Here is a 17158-nt window from a genome sequence, read left to right as displayed (position 1 = left end):
CCTAACGTCCGAGCGTTGACGTCCTATAGGACGTCAACGCTCGGACGTTAGGGGAAAGTCATCGCGGCCTTGGAGGGACTTTCGGGCGACGCCCGGTGTGGAGGGACGCGCGTGGGACTGGAGTGACACGTGGGGACGATGTGACATCCAATTCTGTCTCAGGGTCACCATCCGTCACTCGCGCGTCCCTCCGCACCGCCAGCCCTACGCTGGAGCGCCATGGCCCGACGCGGTTGTCGGCCGGCGGGCCGGTCGGGAGGGCGGCCGGTGGGGGCTGTCAGCGCAGGGCGCGGGCCGCTCCGCGGATGGCCAGGACGCGGACCAGTGCGACGACGGCGCCGCTGATGACCGCGGCCAAGGCGATCTCGAGCAGCCCGGCCTCGCCGGTCTCGTCCTCGGGGCTGGGTAACGGGTGTCCGGTGAACGACTTCCACAGGGCCCCGACGGTCTTCTGAGCGACTATCGCGGCGCCGAGCGCTGCCGCCGTGCCGACCAGCTTCGAGATTGTGGTGCGGGTGGACTTGTCGGCCACGGGACCTCCTTGGGGCGGGTACGCCCCCACGCTAGTGCCGCGAGCACCCCTCGGCCCGCCGCCGTGCGGTCGGTCGACGGGCTAGCTTCGACACCAACCCACGCGGAAGGCTTTGCTCACGATGGTCAAACGGCTCGAGCACTTCAATCTCCACATCCCGAAGGACGAGTGGGCCGCCTGGGCGGTCGGCGCGGACGTCGGGTCGGTGGCTGCAGAGCTGGCGGCACGGCATGCGGACGGGCCCGAAGCGCAGGCCCACGTGCGCCGGTCGGTCATGGCCAAGAATCGGGCGGCCCTGGAGCTGGGTTTCACGATCTCTCGGAGGGCGATCTTGATCGGCGAATCGGTCCACCGGCGACGGCGTGGCGACGCTCGACATCTTCGTCCTGCGTTTCGCGCCGGCCGTGAAGGTCTCGGGCCAGGCCTTCGCGGCGGCCAGGAGCGCGAAGATCCACGAGGTCGACGGGGCGACGATCGTCGACTATGACCTCCGGTCCGCCCCTGTGCCCGCGGGCCGGGCGGTGACCGAGATCTATACGATCCGCAGGCCGGACGACGCGGTGCGTGAGGGCTACCTTGAGACTTCGATCTTCCCGAACGGTGCCCGCGATGCCTTCTCCGTGCACATCAGCACGGTCCACCTGGGCCTGATGAAGGAGCTCGCTACGCAGCTCCGGCACATTGCGCGGTCCGTCAAACTCACCGTGCGAGACATCCCCGCCTGACACCTCCCGACCCGAACGGCGCGGGGGTCAGTCCAGGTGCTTCTGCCACATCGCGTAGACCCCGACGGGCCGGAACCCGAGTGCCACGTTGATGTTGAGCATGAACGAGTTCTCCTCCGCGTTCCACGTGTGCACGCGGCGCGCACCCGGGAACCGCGCGGCGAGCTGCTCGAGGTTGACCGCCTTCACGAGCATGCCCAGCCGCTTCCCGCGGTGCTCGCGCACCACGAGCGTGTTCTCCTGGTAAACCACCTCGGGGGTAGCGCGCGGGAGCTCCACCATCGTGAAACCCGCCAGGGTGTGGCTCGGCTCATGCACGACGGCGGTCACGAGGCTGTCCCGACCCGCCTGCGCGATCGAGGCCTCCGAGGCCCGGACGCGTGCGGCGTCCCACGGGTCCTCGTCGATCTCAAGCCCGGCGCTCGGGGCGTCGGTCGTCATCCGGGTCTCCAGGCGGGCGAACTCCTCGACCCATTCCTCCGGGCAGCGGTCCACCCAGGTGACCGTCCGGTACTCCGCGCCCGCCACCGCCGCCGCGGACGACCGCAGCTCGGCGAGCCGCTCGGGCGCCACCGGCAGCTCGAGCACGCTGTACCGGTCGGCCTGCTCAAGGGTGAACCCGAATCGTTCCGCGAGCGTGGCGCCCGGATCGGTCCGCTGGATCCGGCCGCTGCCGGTGGGGGCGACCAGCACGCCGGGGTCGTCCGGCGCGGGCTCGCGGGTGTGCTCGCTGGACAGGATCGCGACGCGCCGGCCGTCGGCCCGGGCGTGATCGAGAGCCGCGTCGAGCAACGCGTCGTCGACTCCGCGTCCGACCTGGTCCGGGCGCACGAGCACGTCGACCTCGACCAGGTGGGTGTTGCTCCGCTGGAACAGGCGCATGATCGCCGCGCCGAGCACGTCCCGTGGCCGGTCCGCGGGGACCGCGACCAGCTGCACGCGCCGGGTGTACCGCGCGTCCTGGAGCTTCACCAGGTTCGCCTGCGCCGGGTAGGCGAGGTCGTGGTGACCCCACGCCGCCTCCTGGGTCGCACGCTCGAGCGCGGCGACGGCGTGCAGGGCCCACGCGTCGTCGTCGTCGAGGGAGGACGGGACCGGGACGGGCAGGATCCGCCAGGCGGTCGTCCCGACTTCGGTTCTCATGACTCCAGCGTGCGGCCACCGGGCCGTTCGGGCACGTCAATTTCTGCCGACCGGACCGGCGCCATCACATCGCGGAGCTGAGCAGCACGCTCGTCTCGCTGTTGACGACACCCTCGACGGATCGGATCCGGGCGAGCAGGTGATCGAAGTTGCTCAGCGTGTCGGTGCGAAGCTCGGCGACCAGGTCCCAGCCGCCATTGGTCGTGTGCAGCGCCCGGACCTCCGGAAAGCCGCGCAGGTGCCTGATGGCCTGATCCGTCGAGCGTCCTTCGACCTCAATGAGGGCAATTGCCCGGATTGCGTCGGGGTCCCGTTCATCGTGCACCCGAACGGAGAAGCCGAGCACGGTGCCGGAATCGAGCAACCGCTTCAGTCGACTGTTCACCGTCGCTCTTGTGACGCCGAGAATTCGCGCGAGCGTGGACACGGGTACTCGCCCGTCGGCACGTAGTTCGGCGATCAGCCGGCAGTCAAGTTCGTCAAGCCTCTGCATGACACAGACCGTACAGCCGCGCACGTCAACTTGCGCAATCTGCTGGACAAAGTGGCGCGCTCTGGCAATTGTGCGTGCACATCGCCCATCTTTAGAGTCGTAGCAGACAACCGAAGGGGCACTCGTGGTGCGTTTCGTGAACGTGAGAAACATCAGGCGCTGGACCTGCGACCAGGGCGTGGAGCGCATCATCGCCGGCATGATCGATTACTTGGAGCAGGACTTTCGTCCCTGGCCGCCAGAATCCTCACGAGCAGCATGGTCGGGCCGGGCGTGCACATCAACGCCATCGGCGGCGACTGCCCCGACAAGACCGAGCTCGACGCGGAGCTCCTCGAGCGCGCCGCCGTATTCGTCGAGTTCGCCGAGCAGACCCGAGTCGAGGGTGAGATTCAGCAGCTGGCGGCGGACTTCCCGGTGATCGAGTTCTGGGAGGTTCTCAGCGGCCGCGCAGCGGGTCGCACCTCGCCGGACCAGCTCACCATCTTCGATTCGGTTGGATTTGCGATCGAGGACTTCTCCGCGCTCCGTTACCTGCGGGACGCCGTCGACGGCACCACGTATTTCGACGAGGTCGACCTGGTCGCAGCGCCCGCCGATCCGAAGAATCTGTTCGGTCTTCTCGGCCGAGCGGCCGTCCCGATCCCCGCCTGACGCGTCCGCGTCAGCTCTTCGGTGAACACGTTTCCCCGCACGACATCCTCGCTCTCGCCACTTGGACCGATCCCGGGTCAGCCGACCTGGAACCCTCTCGACCTGACGACTGGATGACCGCAGTCCGCGTCAATTTCGGAGGTCTCAGCATGGTCCAAGAAGCTCACACAGCGCGCCCGGTCAAGGCGCCTCCTGCCGACCGCACGCTGTCGCTGCCCCAGTCGACGGCGCTGATCATGGGCAGCATCATCGGGGTGGGCATCTTCTCGTTGCCCTACGCGATGGCGTCCTACGGCCCGATCAGCCTGGTGGCCATGGGGCTGGCGACCGTCGGCGCGGTGGCGCTCGCCCTGATGTTCGCCGTGATGTCACGACGGTTGCCGGCGGCGGGTGGGCCCTACGCCTTCGCCCGCTCGGGCTTCGGCAACGCGGTCGGCTTCGCGAACGCCTGGTCCTACTGGATCACCGCCTGGGCCGGGAACGCGGCGATCGTCGTCGGCTGGGTGTACTACGTCGAGCACTTCCTGAACAAGGGCGGTGACGTCGGCTGGTCCATCGTGATCGCCCTGGTCGGGCTGTGGGTCCCGGCCGCGATCAACCTGACCGGCGTGCGGAACATGGGCGCCGTCCAGGTCTGGACGACGGTGCTCAAGTTCATCCCCCTGGTCGTCGTGTCCACGCTCGGGCTGTTCTTCATCAAGTCGGCGAACTTCGTCCCGTGGAACGTCAGCGGGGAGACCAGCCTGGCCGCGATCGGCGGCGCGATGGCGATCGCCCTGTTCAGCTATCTCGGGGTGGAGACGGCCGCGGTCGCCGCCGCCAAGGTCCGCGACCCCGAGCGCAACGTCCCCAAGTCGACCATCTACGGCACGCTCGCCAGCGCCGCGGTCTACCTGCTGTCGATGGTCGCCGTGTTCGGCATCATCCCCACCAGCCAGCTGGCCCTGGACGCGAACAAGGCGTCGTACTCCGTCGCGGCCAACGCGATGGCCGGCGGTGGCTCGTGGGCCGGGGACCTCGTGGCGCTGGCCGTCATCGTGTCCGGCATCGGTGCCCTCAACGGCTGGACGATGATCTGTGCCGAGATGCCTCTCGCCGCCGCCAAGGACGGTCTCTTCCCGGCGCGGTTCGGCCGGTTGTCCGCGCGCAACGTACCGGCGTTCGGCATCGTGGCGTCGACCGCGCTGGCCTCGGTGGCGGTGGTGATCAGCTACCTGGGGACGAGCGGCTCGACCGTGTTCACGACGCTGGTCTTGATGACCGGGATCACGGCGGCCGTCCCGTACGCCTTCTCCGCACTGGCGCAGATCACGTGGCGCCTGCACGACAACCGCGTCGTGCGCACCCCGCGGTTCGCGCTCGACCTCTCGGTGGCGATCGTCGCGCTGATCTTCTCGATCGCCTTCCTCTACTACTCCCGGAACACCGGCAACACCTGGTACGTGGTGTGGGGGCCGTTCCTGATGGCCGGCGCAGCGTTCCTCGTCGGCATCCCGGTCTACCTCGCGCAACGGGGCCGCATGACCTCCCCGACGCCCGCACCCGAATATCGCTGAATTCTTACCACCTTGCACGTCCACCAATTCGACAGAAGGATCCGCCATGCCATTCCATGTGGACTCCGAAGTAGGCCGGCTGAACCAGGCGATCGTTCATCGGCCCGGGCTGGAGCTGGATCGCCTGACCCCGCAGAACGTCAAAGACCTGCTCTTCGACGACATCATGTGGGCCGACCGGGCCCGAACGGAGCACGACGCGTTCGTCAGCCAGCTGCGGGGGCGCGGGGTCACCGTGCACGATTTCGGTGACCTGCTCGCCGAGGCGCTCGACGAGCCGGGTGCGAGGGATTTCCTGCACGAGCGGCTGACCGCGGAGATGCGGTTCGGCCCGGCGCTGGACGGGCCGTTCGAGATGCTCGTGGGCCAGACCCCGGCGCCGCGATTGGCCGAGATGCTCGTCGCGGGGGTCCTGAAGCGCGACCTGTTGCCGCTCATGGCGGCCAAGAGCCTGCTGATGGAGTCCATGGGGATCGACGACTTCCTGCTGCGACCGCTGCCCAATCACCTGTTCCAGCGCGACAACTCGGCGTGGATGTACAACACCCTGTCGATCAACCCCATGGCGAAGAAGGCGCGCAAGCGGGAGACGATCAATTCCCGGTTGATCTACAACTTCCACCCGATGTTCACGGGCGCGGGCCTGGACATCATCTACGGCAATGACTCCGCACCCCACGATCACGCCACCGTCGAAGGCGGCGACGTGCTGGTGATCGGCAACGGAGCCGTCATGATCGGAATGGGCGAGCGCACCACTCCCCAGGGGGTGCAGACCCTCGCGCGGTTGCTGTTCCAGCAGGGGAATGTCCACTCGGTGATCGTGGTCGAACTGCCCAAGGTGCGGGCCTTCATGCACCTGGACACCGCGATGACCATGGTCGACGCCGATGCCTTCTCGGTCTACCCGTACCTCCCCGACGAGCTCCGGTCCTTCACCCTGACCCCGGTGGGTGCCGGTGGCGACTACGAGATTGCCCAGAACAAGGACCTGTTCCCGGTGGTGGCGGAGGCGCTGGGCATCGACAAGGTTCGGGTGCTGCGCGCCCCCGTCGACCGGACGGGCGCGGAACGCGAGCAGTGGGACGACGGAAACAACTTCCTCGCGATCTCGCCGGGCGTCGTCATGGGCTACGAGCGAAACACCACCACGAACCGCTACCTGCGCGACGAAGGAATCGACGTCGTGCCGGTCGTGGGCTCCGAGCTCGGCCGCGGCAGAGGCGGCCCGAGATGTATGACCTGCCCGATCGAGAGAGATGCGGTGAAAGCATGAGCTTCAACCTTCGAGCGCGGAGCTTCCTCAAGGAGCTCGATTTCAGTCCCAAGGAGTGGAAATTCCTCCTCGGACTGGCGGCGGACCTCAAGGCGGCGAAATATGCCGGCACCGAACAACCCCGCCTGGCCGGGAAGAACGTCGCGCTGATCTTCGAGAAGTCCTCCACGCGGACCCGGTGCGCCTTCGAGGTGGCCGCCCACGACCAGGGCGCGCACGTCACCTACCTCGACCCGAGCGGGTCCCAGATGGGCAGCAAGGAATCGGTCAAGGACACCGCTCGGGTGCTGGGCCGGATGTTTGACGCGATCGAGTACCGCGGGTTCTCCCAGGAGAGCGTCGAGGCCCTCGCGACCTGGTCCGGCGTGCCCGTGTGGAACGGCCTCACCGATGAATGGCACCCGACCCAGACGCTGTGCGACATGCTCACCATGCGCGAGCACTGCGCCAAGGACGACAAGGACATCGCCTTCGCCTACTGCGGCGACGCCCACAACAACGTCGGCAACTCCCTGCTCGTGGCCGGCGCGCTGATGGGCATGGACGTGCGCATCGTGGCCCCCCGAAAGCTGTGGAACAGCGACGAGGTGGTGGCCGCAGCGCGGGCCATCGCGGAGGTCACCGGAGCGCGGTTGACCCTGACCGAGGACGTCGCCGACGGCGTCGCCGACGTCGACTTCGTCTACACCGACGTGTGGGTGTCCATGGGTGAGCCCAAGGAGATCTGGGACGAGCGCATCGCGGCCCTCGCGCCGTACCAGGTCACGATGGATCTGCTGGGCAAGACCGGCAATCCCGACGTGAAGTTCATGCACTGCCTGCCCGCGTTCCACGACCGGAACACCGCGGTCGGGCAGCAGATCTTCGAGCAGACCGGTCTGGCGGCCCTCGAGGTCACCGACGAGGTCTTCGAGTCGGACCACTCGATCGTGTTCGACCAGGCCGAGAACCGCATGCACACGATCAAGGCGATCATGGTCGCCACCCTGGGGTCCTGATGCGCGTCGTCGTCGCCCTGGGCGGCAACGCGCTGATGCGCCGCGGCGCGCCGATGACCGCGCAGAACCAGCGCGCCAACATCGCCATCGCCTGCGCCGCCCTGGCGCCGGTCCCCCTGGAGCACGAGCTGGTGATCACGCACGGCAACGGGCCACAGGTCGGCCTGCTCGCCCTGCAGGCCGCCGCGTACGACGACGCGTCGGCGTACCCCTTCGACGTGCTCGGTGCTCAGACCGAGGGGATGATCGGGTACCTCATCGAGCAGGAGCTCGGGAACCGGCTGCCGTTCGAGAAGTCGATCGCGACCATCCTCACCATGACCGAGGTGGACCCGGCGGACCCCGCGTTCAACGACCCGACCAAGTTCGTCGGACCGGTGTACACGGAGGAACGGGCGCATCAGCTGGCGCAGTCGCAGGGCTGGGTCGTGAAGCCCGACGGCGACCACTGGCGCCGGGTCGTGCCCTCCCCGCTTCCCAAGCGGATCTTCGAGATGCGTCAGATCGAGGCGCTGCTGGCCCTGGGCAGCGTGGTCGTCTGCGCGGGCGGCGGTGGCATCCCCACGATGTACCGGCGAGGCACCCGCACCCTGATCGGCGTCGACGCGGTCATTGACAAGGACCGGGCCAGTGCGGTGCTCGCACGGGACCTGCATGCCGACGTTCTCGTGGTGGCCACCGACGTCGACGCCGTCTATCTCGGCTGGGGGACGCCCGACCAGCGGGCGATCGCGGACATCCACCCCGACGAGCTCGCCACGTTCGACTTCACGGCCGGCTCCATGGGGCCCAAGGTGGATGCGGCGATCGAGTTCGCGCGCGAGTCCGGGCGCGACGCCGTCATCGGGGCGCTCGGCGACCTGCCCGCGCTTCTCGCGGGGAAGGCCGGAACCCGGGTGTCGATGACCGCGAGCGGGGTCACCTTCCGCTGAGGGCCGCGCGCGAACCGTGCGGAAAAAGGTCCCATCCGAGTCCTCGGGTGGGGCCTTTTTGCGCGCCGGGCGAATTGTCGGGGTTCGGCGCACGCACAACCGGGACGAAAGACACCCGAGATCGAGCAGATCTGCGGCGAGGGTAGGGTCGCCAGGTCCCGCTCGATCTCCTCTTGATTGACCGCCGACGGTACTCACTGGTCCGACGGAGGTCACCATGGTCCTGCAGACGCACGACGACGCCCGGCCCGGCCCGCCCGCGCGCGAGGGGCCCGCCGAGCACCGCTCGCTCAACCTGCGCCAGTCGACGGCCCTGGTGATGGGCAGCATCGTCGGGGTCGGCATCTTCTCGCTGCCCTACGCGATGGCGTCCTACGGCCCGATCAGCCTGGTGGCCATGGGCCTGGCCACGGTGGGCGCGCTGGCGCTCGCGATGATCTTCGCCGTGATGACGCGCCGGATGCCGGCCGCCGGCGGGCCGTACGCGTTCGCGCGCTCGGGGTTCGGCAACGCGGTCGGCTTCGCGAACGCCTGGTCCTACTGGATCACCGCCTGGGGCGGGAACGCCGCGATCGTCGTCGGCTGGGTGTTCTACGTCGAGCACTTCCTGAACAAGGACGGCGACGTCGGCTGGTCCATCGTGATTGCGTTCGTCGGGCTGTGGGTCCCGACGGCGATCAACCTCATCGGGATTCGCAGCATGGGGGCGGTCCAGGTCCTGACCACCGTCCTCAAGTTCATCCCCCTGGTCATCGTGTCCACGTTCGGGCTGTTCTTCATCAAGTCGGTGAACTTCCTCCCCTGGAACGTCAGCCGCGACAGCAGCCTGTCCGCGATCGGCGGGGCGATGGCGATCGCGCTGTTCAGCTACCTGGGCCTCGAGACGGCCTCGGTCGCGGCCGCGAAGTGTCGCGACCCCGAGCGCAACGTCCCCAAGGCGACGATCTACGGCACGCTCGCCAGCGCCGCCGTCTACCTGCTGTCGATGGTCGCCGTGTTCGGCATCATCCCCACGAGCCAGCTGGCCCTGGCTGGCAACAAGGCGTCGTACTCGGTGGTGGCCAACGTGATGGCCGGCGGTGGGGGTTGGGCCGGTGACCTCGTCGCGCTGGCCGTCATCGCCTCCGGCATCGGCACCCTCAACGGCTGGATGATGGTCGGCGCAGAGATGCCGCTCGCCGCCGCGAAGGACGGCCTGTTCCCGGCGCGGTTCGGCCGGGTATCGCGTCGCGGCGTTCCGGCCTTCAGCATCATCGCGTCGACGGTGCTCGGGTCGATCGCCGTCGTGATCAGCTACCTGGGCACGAGCGGTTCGACGGTGTTTACCACGCTGGTCCTGATGACCGGGATCACCGCGGCCATCCCGTACGCCTTCTCGGCGATGGTCCAGATCAAGTGGCGCATCCAGGACGACAAGACGCTGCGCACGCCGCGGTTCGCGCTGGACCTGTCGGTGGCGGTGGTCGCGCTGGTCTTCTCGATCGCCTTCCTCTACTACTCCCGGAACACCGGCAACACCTGGTACGTCGTCTGGGGTCCGTTCCTGATGGCCGGGGCCGCCTTCGCCGTCGGTATCCCGGTCTACCTGGTACAACGCCGGCACATGACCGAGCCGCTCCCGGTGCCGGCGCTGGCGGCGCCGACCACGCCGAACGTCGTCGTCGACTAGGTCGCGCGTTCTGGCACATCCCACCGCGCGTGGCGTGCGCAAAATCTTCACGCAAAGGCGCGGATGGGCGCCTCGAATCGCCAGGTCAGCGTGCCGGAGAGCCAATAAAGTACTGGCGTGCCCAACAAGTCGGCCGCCACGCCGCGTCGCCCGAAGAGCCCCGCGCGCCACGCCCGCAAGCCCGAGTCGCATCGGGTCGCGCGAGGCATCGCGCTGACGATGACCGCGCTGCTCGCGCTCGGAGCGACCGGCGGGGCCACCGCGTACTCCCGGCTGCAGGGAAACATCCAGGCGGTCGACGTCACCGCCCTGCTGCCCAGCGCGCGGCCGACGGTCCCGCCCCCCGCCGACCCGAGCGCCGGCAAGCCGCTCAACATCCTGCTGATGGGTTCGGACAACCGGGCCGGCGCGAACGCGAAGATCGCCGGCGAGGTGGCGGGCATGCGCTCCGACACGACGATCGTGCTGCACCTCTCGGCAAATCGGACCCGCGTCGAGCTCGTCTCGATCCCGCGGGACACGCTCGTGAAGATCCCGGTCTGCCTGCGGTCCGACGGTTCCAAGTCGACCCCTCGGACCGGAATGTTCAACTCCGCGTTCGCGATCGGCGCGTCCGCGGGCAAGGTGTCCGACGCCGCGGCCTGCGCGATGAACACCGTCGAGACCAACACCCATGTCTTTCTGAACGGGTACGTCGTGATCGACATGACCGGGTTCACCCGCATGATCGACGCGCTGGGCGGCGTCCCGATCTGCATCCAGAACGACATGGACTCGCCCGCCGCCGGCCTGCACGTCAAGGCGGGTGCGCAGACCCTCAACGGGACGACCGCGCTCGCCTTCGCCCGCGCCCGCAAAGGCAAGGGCCTCGGCGACGGGTCGGACACCGGCCGGATCGTGCGCCAGCAGCAGCTCCTCGCCGCCACCGTGCGCATGGTGCAGTCGAAGAACCTGCTCACCGACGGCCCCGCGCTGCTCAAGTTCCTGAGCGCCGCGACGTCGTCAATCACCGCCAACCCCGAGCTGGCGTCGATCAGCCACCTGACCGGCCTCGCCTACAGCCTGCGCGGCACGGGCACCGTCACCTTCATGACCATCCCGTTCGGGCCGGCGCCGTCGGATCCGAACCGGGTCGTCATGACGCCGGCCGCCGACGCCGTGTGGGCGAACCTGATCGCCGACAAGCCCATCTCCCCGGCCAAGCCGGCGGCACCCGCCGTCCCGGCCGGAACCGCCACAGCCCCAGGATCGACGACGCCGACGTCACCCACGACGCCGACGCCCACCGCCCCGGTGGTGACCGCGCCCGTCGTCACGGGCGGCGCGACCGCTTCGGTCGTTTGCGGCTGACGGACGGCAATTCGACGCCCGGACCTGCGAAGAGAGCGCTAACGGAGCCGGTGGCTCGGCTCGCGTGTGCCTTCCAGGTTGATGATGAGGCCGTGTCAGCATGTCGCCGTGAACAGCCACCTCCGCACGAGCAGTCTGGCCGTCCCGATCATGATCGCCCCGGCCCTGGAGCTCGCCGGCTGTGAGGCTCACGTCTCGGCCAACGTCGGCGGCCCCGAGCCAGTCCCCTCGGAAACGCTCGTCAAGAAGGTCACCGCGGCGCTGAGTGGCCAGGTCGACCTCGCGCCGGGCGCAATCAAGTGCCCGGACCCTCCGCAAGCCAAGGTGGGCGCCACGGTCCGCTGCACGCTGACCGACGGCACCGGGTCGTTCGGCGTGACGCTGACCGTCCGCGCCGTCGGTGAGAACGTCGACTTCCGGACGGGCACGTCTGCTCGGTCCGGCACCGTGACTCGGCCATGTCATGATGCCGCCATGAATAGCCTCGCTCGCAGGAATGGCCTCGCGGCCTCGATAACGGTCGGCCTGGACCTGGTCCTCGCCCGCTGCTCGGCCTCGGCTCCGCTGCCTGAGAGCGATGCGTCATGAGTAACGGCTCGAGCGACGAGCTGCGGGCGGCGGTCGCCGCCCAGGCGGAGGACACCCCGTACCAGATGATCCCCACGGCGACCGGTTTCGATCTGCGGATCGATGTCATCGACGCCCAGTGGGGCGACCTGCTACGTGACAGCGGCATCCAGAAGGTCGTCGAGCACCGGGTCGCGCTCGACGAGACGCAGCGGACGATGACAATCACCGACATCCACCTGGACGTCAGGGCGGACGCGGGCTTCGACGCACCGGGCGGGGGGCCGCGGCTCATGCCCTCGGCGATTGATAAGCCCCTCATCGAGAAGAGGTGGGGGCGCATCGACGAGTACTCGACCCGCCGCACCTTCGGGCTCAAGGAGGGCGCCCCTCTGCCGGTCGGCGACTTCACCTTCGACTCGGCCGAGGGCCACGATAGGATCCGCATCCCCGCGGCCGAGCTCGGATGGACGGAGAAGGCTGGGTCGGTCGAGCGGATAGCGCGGGTTTTCGGCATCATCGGTGGCGCCATCGCCTTGGCAGTCCTCGGGGCGCTGGCCTATGGCGCAGCGACCGGCAAGTTGTAGCCAGGGCCGCCCCGAGCGCAGCGGTGCCCTACCCGTCGTCGGGCTCGGGGAACGTGGCGGGACCCGGACGGACACTGCGTACGAAGGCCTGGAAGTCCTCGACGAGTTCCCCCGCCTGGCGCACCGTGGCGGTGAACGTCACGGTGTAGACGACCTGCCGGCTCTCGTCGGCGACGTCGACCGCGGGCAGGAATACCTGCAGCTGGGCGAGCTCGAGGGGCGCGGCGTTGACCATCGTCGTGAGCCGGACCTCCTGGGCCAGGCCGGGGGCAGGCGCGTGCCCCACGACCCCACGGTGCCGGATCGTCACGTCCTGCTCGGTGGCGTGCAGCCGCAGGACGGCCGCGTCAGCCAGCGCCGTCACTGCGTCGGGCTCGGTCACGGTCTGCCCGCCGAGTGTGATGTTGGCGGTGAATCCGGTGTCGGGGCTCGGATGGAGTGCGATGAAACCGAGGCCGGCGGCCTGGACGGCCTCGACCGAGGCCGGACGCCAGCCGGCCGGGAGTGAGAATGTGACGGGCGGCGGGACGGCGGGCATGCGTCTCCTCGATTCGTAGAACTCGTACGTGCTCGTGCGTCGTGCGGGCCGATCGGGTTAGTCGACGAGGCTGCCGAAGAAGTCGGCCGCGTCGTTCGCCCCGTCGAGCATTTCCGTCGGGTTGAGGGTGATGGAGGGCGAGACCGAGAGGCCGACGTCGACGGCCAGGCCTGCCGTGAAGCCCATCGTCCAACTGCCGTCGACGTTGTGAATCGCGCCAGCCTTGGCTTCGTAGCCGTACCCGGCCATGGCCTCGGCCTTGACCTTGCCGCCGACCCCGGCGACCTCGACGTCCCCCTCGACCCCGGCCTTGGCGAGGACCCCGGCGCTCGCCACTGCCTCGACACCGTCCTTGCCTGCGGTGACGCCGAGCGCGGCCTCGACTCCAGCGGAGGCGCTGACTCCGACCCCGGCGTTCACGTCCTTGTAGCCGGCCCGGGCCGAGGCGTTTCCTTCGACGACGGCGCTGCCTTCGGCCTTGGCTGAGAACTTCTCGTCCTTCATGCCGAAAGCGGCGCTGCCCTTCGCGGCGATGGCCCCGGCGGCGGCCGCTGTCGCATAGGCGGCACCGCGCTTCACCCCGGCCGACGCGTCTCCTTCAAGGAAGTGAGCCTCCCCCTCGGCCTTGGCGAAGTCGAGGTTCCACTTCATCTTCTTCTTCCCCATCTGGGGGTCGATCGTGAATAGGGAACCCGAGGTCTTCCCCGACTTCCCCCACATATCCCCGTTCGCCTCTTTGTCGACGATCGGGCTGTCGCTGATGACGATCTCGGCGAGACCGTCGGCGGCATCGTCGCCTGCCCGGCGCACCGCGCCCTGGGCGTCGTCAAGGAGCTGTTCGGCCCGATCCCGTCCCTCGGCGCCGGGGTCGGAGAACGCCCCGGGTGACGGGACCGGGCTCGTCGTGTTCATCGAGCCCTCGTAAACGCTGACGGCCGCGTTGTACGTGCGCGCCCCAGCCTTGCTGGACGCCTCAGCGGCCGCCCAGAGCTCGATCGCGTTTGCGGCGTCGGTCTTGGCCGCGGCGAGCACTCTGGCGTAGGTCTCCAGCTTTGCGGCGGCGGTGGTCAGAGCATCAGCGGTCTTGCGCCAATGCCGGGGCTCGGCGCTGAACTTCTTCGAGAACGCGTCGGCGCTCGTTCCGTCCCAGCCGGGGACGCGGACCCGCGCGAGCGCGGTGGCGGCGTCGTCGAGCTGCGCGGACCGAGCCCGCAGGGCGCTTGCATCAGCCCGCACGGTGATGAGGCTGCCCGGCACGAGGGCGTCAGGGTCGGCCGTGCTGCCGAGTGCGGCCATCAGGCGTTCCCTGCAGGGAACGCATTGGCAAGGACCGGGAACGCCGGCTTCAGGCCGGGGAGGAGTTGGTTGAGGGCGAGCGGTGACAGCGGGGTGAGTGGCGACTGCGAGGACAGCGCGTCGGGGTTCTCGAACAGGTTCTGGACCCGGACGTCGACTGCGCGGTAGTTCTCGACCTGCTCGGTCAGCCCGACCGCGAGGTCCTTCGTCTTGGCCGCGAACTGCTCGACACCCAGGTCGACGGCGTCGGTGAAGGTGATCACCGCAGCCGAGAGGGCGTCGTGTCCGTAGTTCGTCCCGTACGCAATGCACTGCTTCTCGAGAGTGCCGTCAGCGACGGTCGAGGTGATCTTCTTGGCAGCCGAGCCGAGCGCCTCATAGTCGACACTGAAACCGTTGATGGAACTGCCCCGTCCCCGCATGTCGAATGAGTGCGGCCAGTGTAGGTGAGTGCGGGTGGTCGATCGCGGGGGATAACGCCTGATCACGTGCGACTTCGCCGGCCGTCGCTCGACGCGCTCGGCAGGTCGCACGTCGCCATACGGCAGTCCACGAGCGAGCCCCTCGGATCGTCAGCCCGGGCTGGGTAACCGTCCTGTGGTCCCCGAACCTCACCGGGCAGTCCCTGGCACGACGCCGAAAGTCCCGCGCGGCCGTGCGCTGCGTCCCTGCCGTTCAGGCGCTCACGGCGACGACGTGGTAGCTGCCCTTGCCGGCGCGTTTGGCCGCGTACATCGCGGTGTCGGCGGCGTGCAGCAGCTGTTCGGCGGTCCGGACGCCGTCGTCGGCCACCACGACCCCGACGCTGGCGCTCATCGAGGCGGTCCGTCGGGAGACCGTGAACGGCATGGCCATCGCGTCGACGATGCGCGCCGCGATCTCGTCGGGGCCGCCCGGCAGGCCCTGCAGGAGGACCGCGAACTCGTCCCCGCCGAGCCGGGCGACGAGATCGACCTCGCGGACGCAGTTGCGCAGCCGTTGGGCGGTCACCACCAGCACCTCGTCGCCAGTGGCGTGCCCGTACTGGTCGTTGACCTGCTTGAAGCCGTCGAGGTCGACGATCATCAACGTCAGGTTCCCGGCGGCGGGCCCGACGTCGCTCAGCGCGACCCCCAGCCGCTCGTTGAACTTCGCCCGGTTTGCCAGGTGCGTCAGCGGGTCGTGGAACGCCTCGTGGCGCAGCTCGGTGGCCAGGTCGTCACGGTCGCGCAGCGACTGGTGCAGCTCGCGCACCTTGGCATCCAGCGTGTCCAGCAGGCGGGTGTTGTCGGTGAACGCGACGACCTGGCGGCCCACGACGAGCCCCGTGCTGACGATCGCGCCGCCGACGACGACCCACACGTGCGCGTTGAGGCCGACCTCGGCGAGCGCCCAGACGAGCAGCGCATAGGTGGCCCCGATCGCCGTGTACGGAACGGTGCTGAACCGGCGGCGCACCCGCGAGCGCAGGACATCCGGGTCGGCGCGGACCTGGAGCTGCTGGATCCGGGCCGAAGCCAGGAGCAGCGTGCTGGCGATCACGGTGACGCCGAGCTGCCAGGACACCCGACCGCTCTCGATCATCAGCCTGCTGGAGGCTTGCGCCAGCCCCTCCACCGCCGCCGCCGCCGCGAGGGTCAGGCCCGCCAGGCGGGAGAACGGGGGCTGCGGGCTGAAGTACAGCTTCACCACGGCAAACACGCCCACCAGGAACAGTCCGGGTCCGATCAGAAGACTGAGCAGCACGGCCACCAGTCGGGAGCCGTCGGCGGTCGCGTAGGAGTACCCGCCGAAGGCGGTGGCAGCAGCCATCACGATGGACACGTCGAGCCAGAACCGGGTCCGTTCCCGGCCCGAACCGAGCCCGAGGGGGGAGGTGAGCATGACGATGACCAGCGCCGCGGTACCCACCAGCACCGACAACGACTGGACCGTCCCGCCCAGGGCGACCTGCAGACTCATCGGACCGGTGGCGAGCATCACCAACTGGACCCCGTCGCCGACGGCGTAGGCCGCACCGGCCACCGCGACGGCGGCCCACACACGCCGGGTCGCCGTCGTCGCCCCACCCGCGCGGGATACCCAGGTTGCGGTGATCGCGAGGCCGGTGTGCACGGCCGCCATCAGCGTCCAGCAGACCAGCACCTGGACGAAGCGATCGCCGAGACCGGGGCCGTAGCCGGCCACGCAGGCGGCGACCAGGATCGCCAGCACGAGCAGGACCCGGTCACGTGAGAGCGCGGTCGGTCGCGGCCCGGTCCCGTGCGGGCGTGCGGCGTCGATCTCGTCCACCGGCCCTCCCGGAACTCGATCCCGCGGGCGATGCGTCATCCCTTTGCGTCTCATCGGCAGGGAGGCGCCGACCCTGAGTGGTTGTGCCAGGGCAGGAACCCACCGGAGTCGTCCGGCGGACCCGGCGACGACCTGCGCGAGGACACGAACGCGAGACGTCGTTCGTCCCACGGTCGTGTCCGAATCCTTTCGTCCACCCTCCCGCGGCGGACGACCATGGTCGCGGCAATCGTCCCAACCCTGGGTGTGGGCGTGGGAGCGACAGCGACGCTGCAACTGTCGTTGTGGGTGCATCGCAACGCTTCAACTCAAAGTGGTTCAGGCTTGTAGGTTCGCGCCGACGCTGCAACCCTCCTTGCAGCGGTCACGCGCTCTCGTCAGTTCGTCGAGATTCGCGAGGAGTATCACGAAGCGGCGATTAAGGGTCGCTCGAGTCTCAGACCTCCGGAAGTATCTGACTGACTAGCTCTGTGATCAGGGCTTTTTCTTTGGCCAAGTTCGTCGGAAAGTCGTTGTGATCTGCTATGATGGCGGGGTGGATCAGGTTGAGCTGGAGGGGATGCCTGAATCA

Annotated in this window: 17 protein-coding genes; 10 read left to right on the top strand and 7 right to left on the bottom strand. The window is 68.8% G+C overall.

Features of this window, described 5'->3' with window-relative positions; translation table 11 throughout:
- Positions 1-277: 277 nt before the first annotated feature.
- Positions 278-532, bottom strand: coding sequence for a DUF4235 domain-containing protein (locus tag VIM26_RS06265; protein ID WP_331949491.1), 255 nt, complete (start codon positions 530-532; stop codon positions 278-280).
- Between the two features lie 362 nt (positions 533-894).
- Between VIM26_RS06265 and VIM26_RS06260 the strand changes: the two genes are divergently transcribed.
- The gene (locus VIM26_RS06260; RefSeq protein ID WP_331949490.1) at positions 895-1257 is read left to right on the top strand and encodes a hypothetical protein; all 363 of its coding nucleotides are present in this window, start codon (positions 895-897) and stop codon (positions 1255-1257) included.
- A gap of 27 nt (positions 1258-1284) precedes the next feature.
- Here the strand turns inward: VIM26_RS06260 and VIM26_RS06255 are convergent, their stop codons facing one another.
- A complete protein-coding gene (locus VIM26_RS06255; RefSeq protein ID WP_331949489.1) occupies positions 1285-2400 on the bottom strand; it encodes an N-acetyltransferase in 1116 nt (371 codons plus the stop codon).
- A gap of 64 nt (positions 2401-2464) precedes the next feature.
- Positions 2465-3085: an Lrp/AsnC family transcriptional regulator gene (locus tag VIM26_RS06250; protein WP_331949488.1), complete on the bottom strand. Its 621-nt coding sequence runs from the start codon at positions 3083-3085 to the stop codon at positions 2465-2467.
- Between VIM26_RS06250 and VIM26_RS06245 the strand changes: the two genes are divergently transcribed.
- The 9 genes from VIM26_RS06245 to VIM26_RS06205 all read left to right on the top strand — a co-directional run bounded on the left by VIM26_RS06245 (position 2981) and on the right by VIM26_RS06205 (position 12482).
- On the top strand, positions 2981-3547 hold the full coding sequence (locus VIM26_RS06245) for a hypothetical protein (protein ID WP_331949492.1): 567 nt from the start codon (positions 2981-2983) through the stop codon (positions 3545-3547). The genes VIM26_RS06250 and VIM26_RS06245 overlap by 105 nt on opposite strands.
- A 149-nt stretch (positions 3548-3696) precedes the next feature.
- A complete protein-coding gene (locus VIM26_RS06240; RefSeq protein WP_331949487.1) occupies positions 3697-5103 on the top strand; it encodes an amino acid permease in 1407 nt (468 codons plus the stop codon).
- Positions 5104-5149: 46 nt separating this feature from the next.
- Positions 5150-6379, top strand: coding sequence for an arginine deiminase (locus tag VIM26_RS06235; RefSeq protein ID WP_331949486.1), 1230 nt, complete (start codon positions 5150-5152; stop codon positions 6377-6379).
- Positions 6376-7377, top strand: a complete 1002-nt coding sequence (gene argF / locus VIM26_RS06230; RefSeq protein WP_331949485.1) for an ornithine carbamoyltransferase — start codon at positions 6376-6378, stop codon at positions 7375-7377. Before VIM26_RS06235 ends, argF begins: the two co-directional genes overlap by 4 nt.
- Positions 7377-8309, top strand: a complete 933-nt coding sequence (gene arcC, locus VIM26_RS06225) for a carbamate kinase (protein WP_331949484.1) — start codon at positions 7377-7379, stop codon at positions 8307-8309. The genes argF and arcC overlap by 1 nt, the downstream gene beginning before the upstream one ends.
- Before the next feature lie 217 nt (positions 8310-8526).
- A complete protein-coding gene (locus VIM26_RS06220) occupies positions 8527-9978 on the top strand; it encodes an amino acid permease (protein ID WP_331949483.1) in 1452 nt (483 codons plus the stop codon).
- A gap of 117 nt (positions 9979-10095) precedes the next feature.
- The gene (locus tag VIM26_RS06215; protein WP_331949482.1) at positions 10096-11328 is read left to right on the top strand and encodes an LCP family protein; all 1233 of its coding nucleotides are present in this window, start codon (positions 10096-10098) and stop codon (positions 11326-11328) included.
- A 108-nt stretch (positions 11329-11436) separates the two neighbouring features.
- Entirely contained in the window at positions 11437-11916 is a 480-nt protein-coding gene (locus tag VIM26_RS06210; RefSeq protein WP_331949481.1) for a DUF4333 domain-containing protein, read from the top strand.
- Complete coding sequence (locus tag VIM26_RS06205; protein ID WP_331949480.1) at positions 11913-12482, top strand: hypothetical protein; 570 nt, start codon at positions 11913-11915, stop codon at positions 12480-12482. Before VIM26_RS06210 ends, VIM26_RS06205 begins: the two co-directional genes overlap by 4 nt.
- Positions 12483-12510: 28 nt before the next feature.
- Here the strand turns inward: VIM26_RS06205 and VIM26_RS06200 are convergent, their stop codons facing one another.
- The 4 genes from VIM26_RS06200 to VIM26_RS06185 form a co-directional block, all read right to left on the bottom strand.
- A complete protein-coding gene (locus tag VIM26_RS06200; RefSeq protein ID WP_331949479.1) occupies positions 12511-13020 on the bottom strand; it encodes a hypothetical protein in 510 nt (169 codons plus the stop codon).
- A 57-nt stretch (positions 13021-13077) separates the two neighbouring features.
- On the bottom strand, positions 13078-14316 hold the full coding sequence (locus VIM26_RS06195; protein ID WP_331949478.1) for a putative T7SS-secreted protein: 1239 nt from the start codon (positions 14314-14316) through the stop codon (positions 13078-13080).
- A complete protein-coding gene (locus VIM26_RS06190; RefSeq protein ID WP_331949477.1) occupies positions 14316-14738 on the bottom strand; it encodes a hypothetical protein in 423 nt (140 codons plus the stop codon). Before VIM26_RS06190 ends, VIM26_RS06195 begins: the two co-directional genes overlap by 1 nt.
- 253 nt (positions 14739-14991) lie before the next feature.
- A complete protein-coding gene (locus VIM26_RS06185) occupies positions 14992-16587 on the bottom strand; it encodes a GGDEF domain-containing protein (RefSeq protein WP_331949476.1) in 1596 nt (531 codons plus the stop codon).
- Between the last annotated feature and the right edge of the window lie 571 nt (positions 16588-17158).

The sequence above is a fragment of the Pengzhenrongella sp. genome, assembly GCF_036565025.1.
In the GTDB taxonomy this organism is placed as follows: domain Bacteria; phylum Actinomycetota; class Actinomycetes; order Actinomycetales; family Cellulomonadaceae; genus Pengzhenrongella.
Note: the sequence above shows the minus strand (reverse complement) of the source record. Positions and strands in the feature narration are given on the sequence as shown.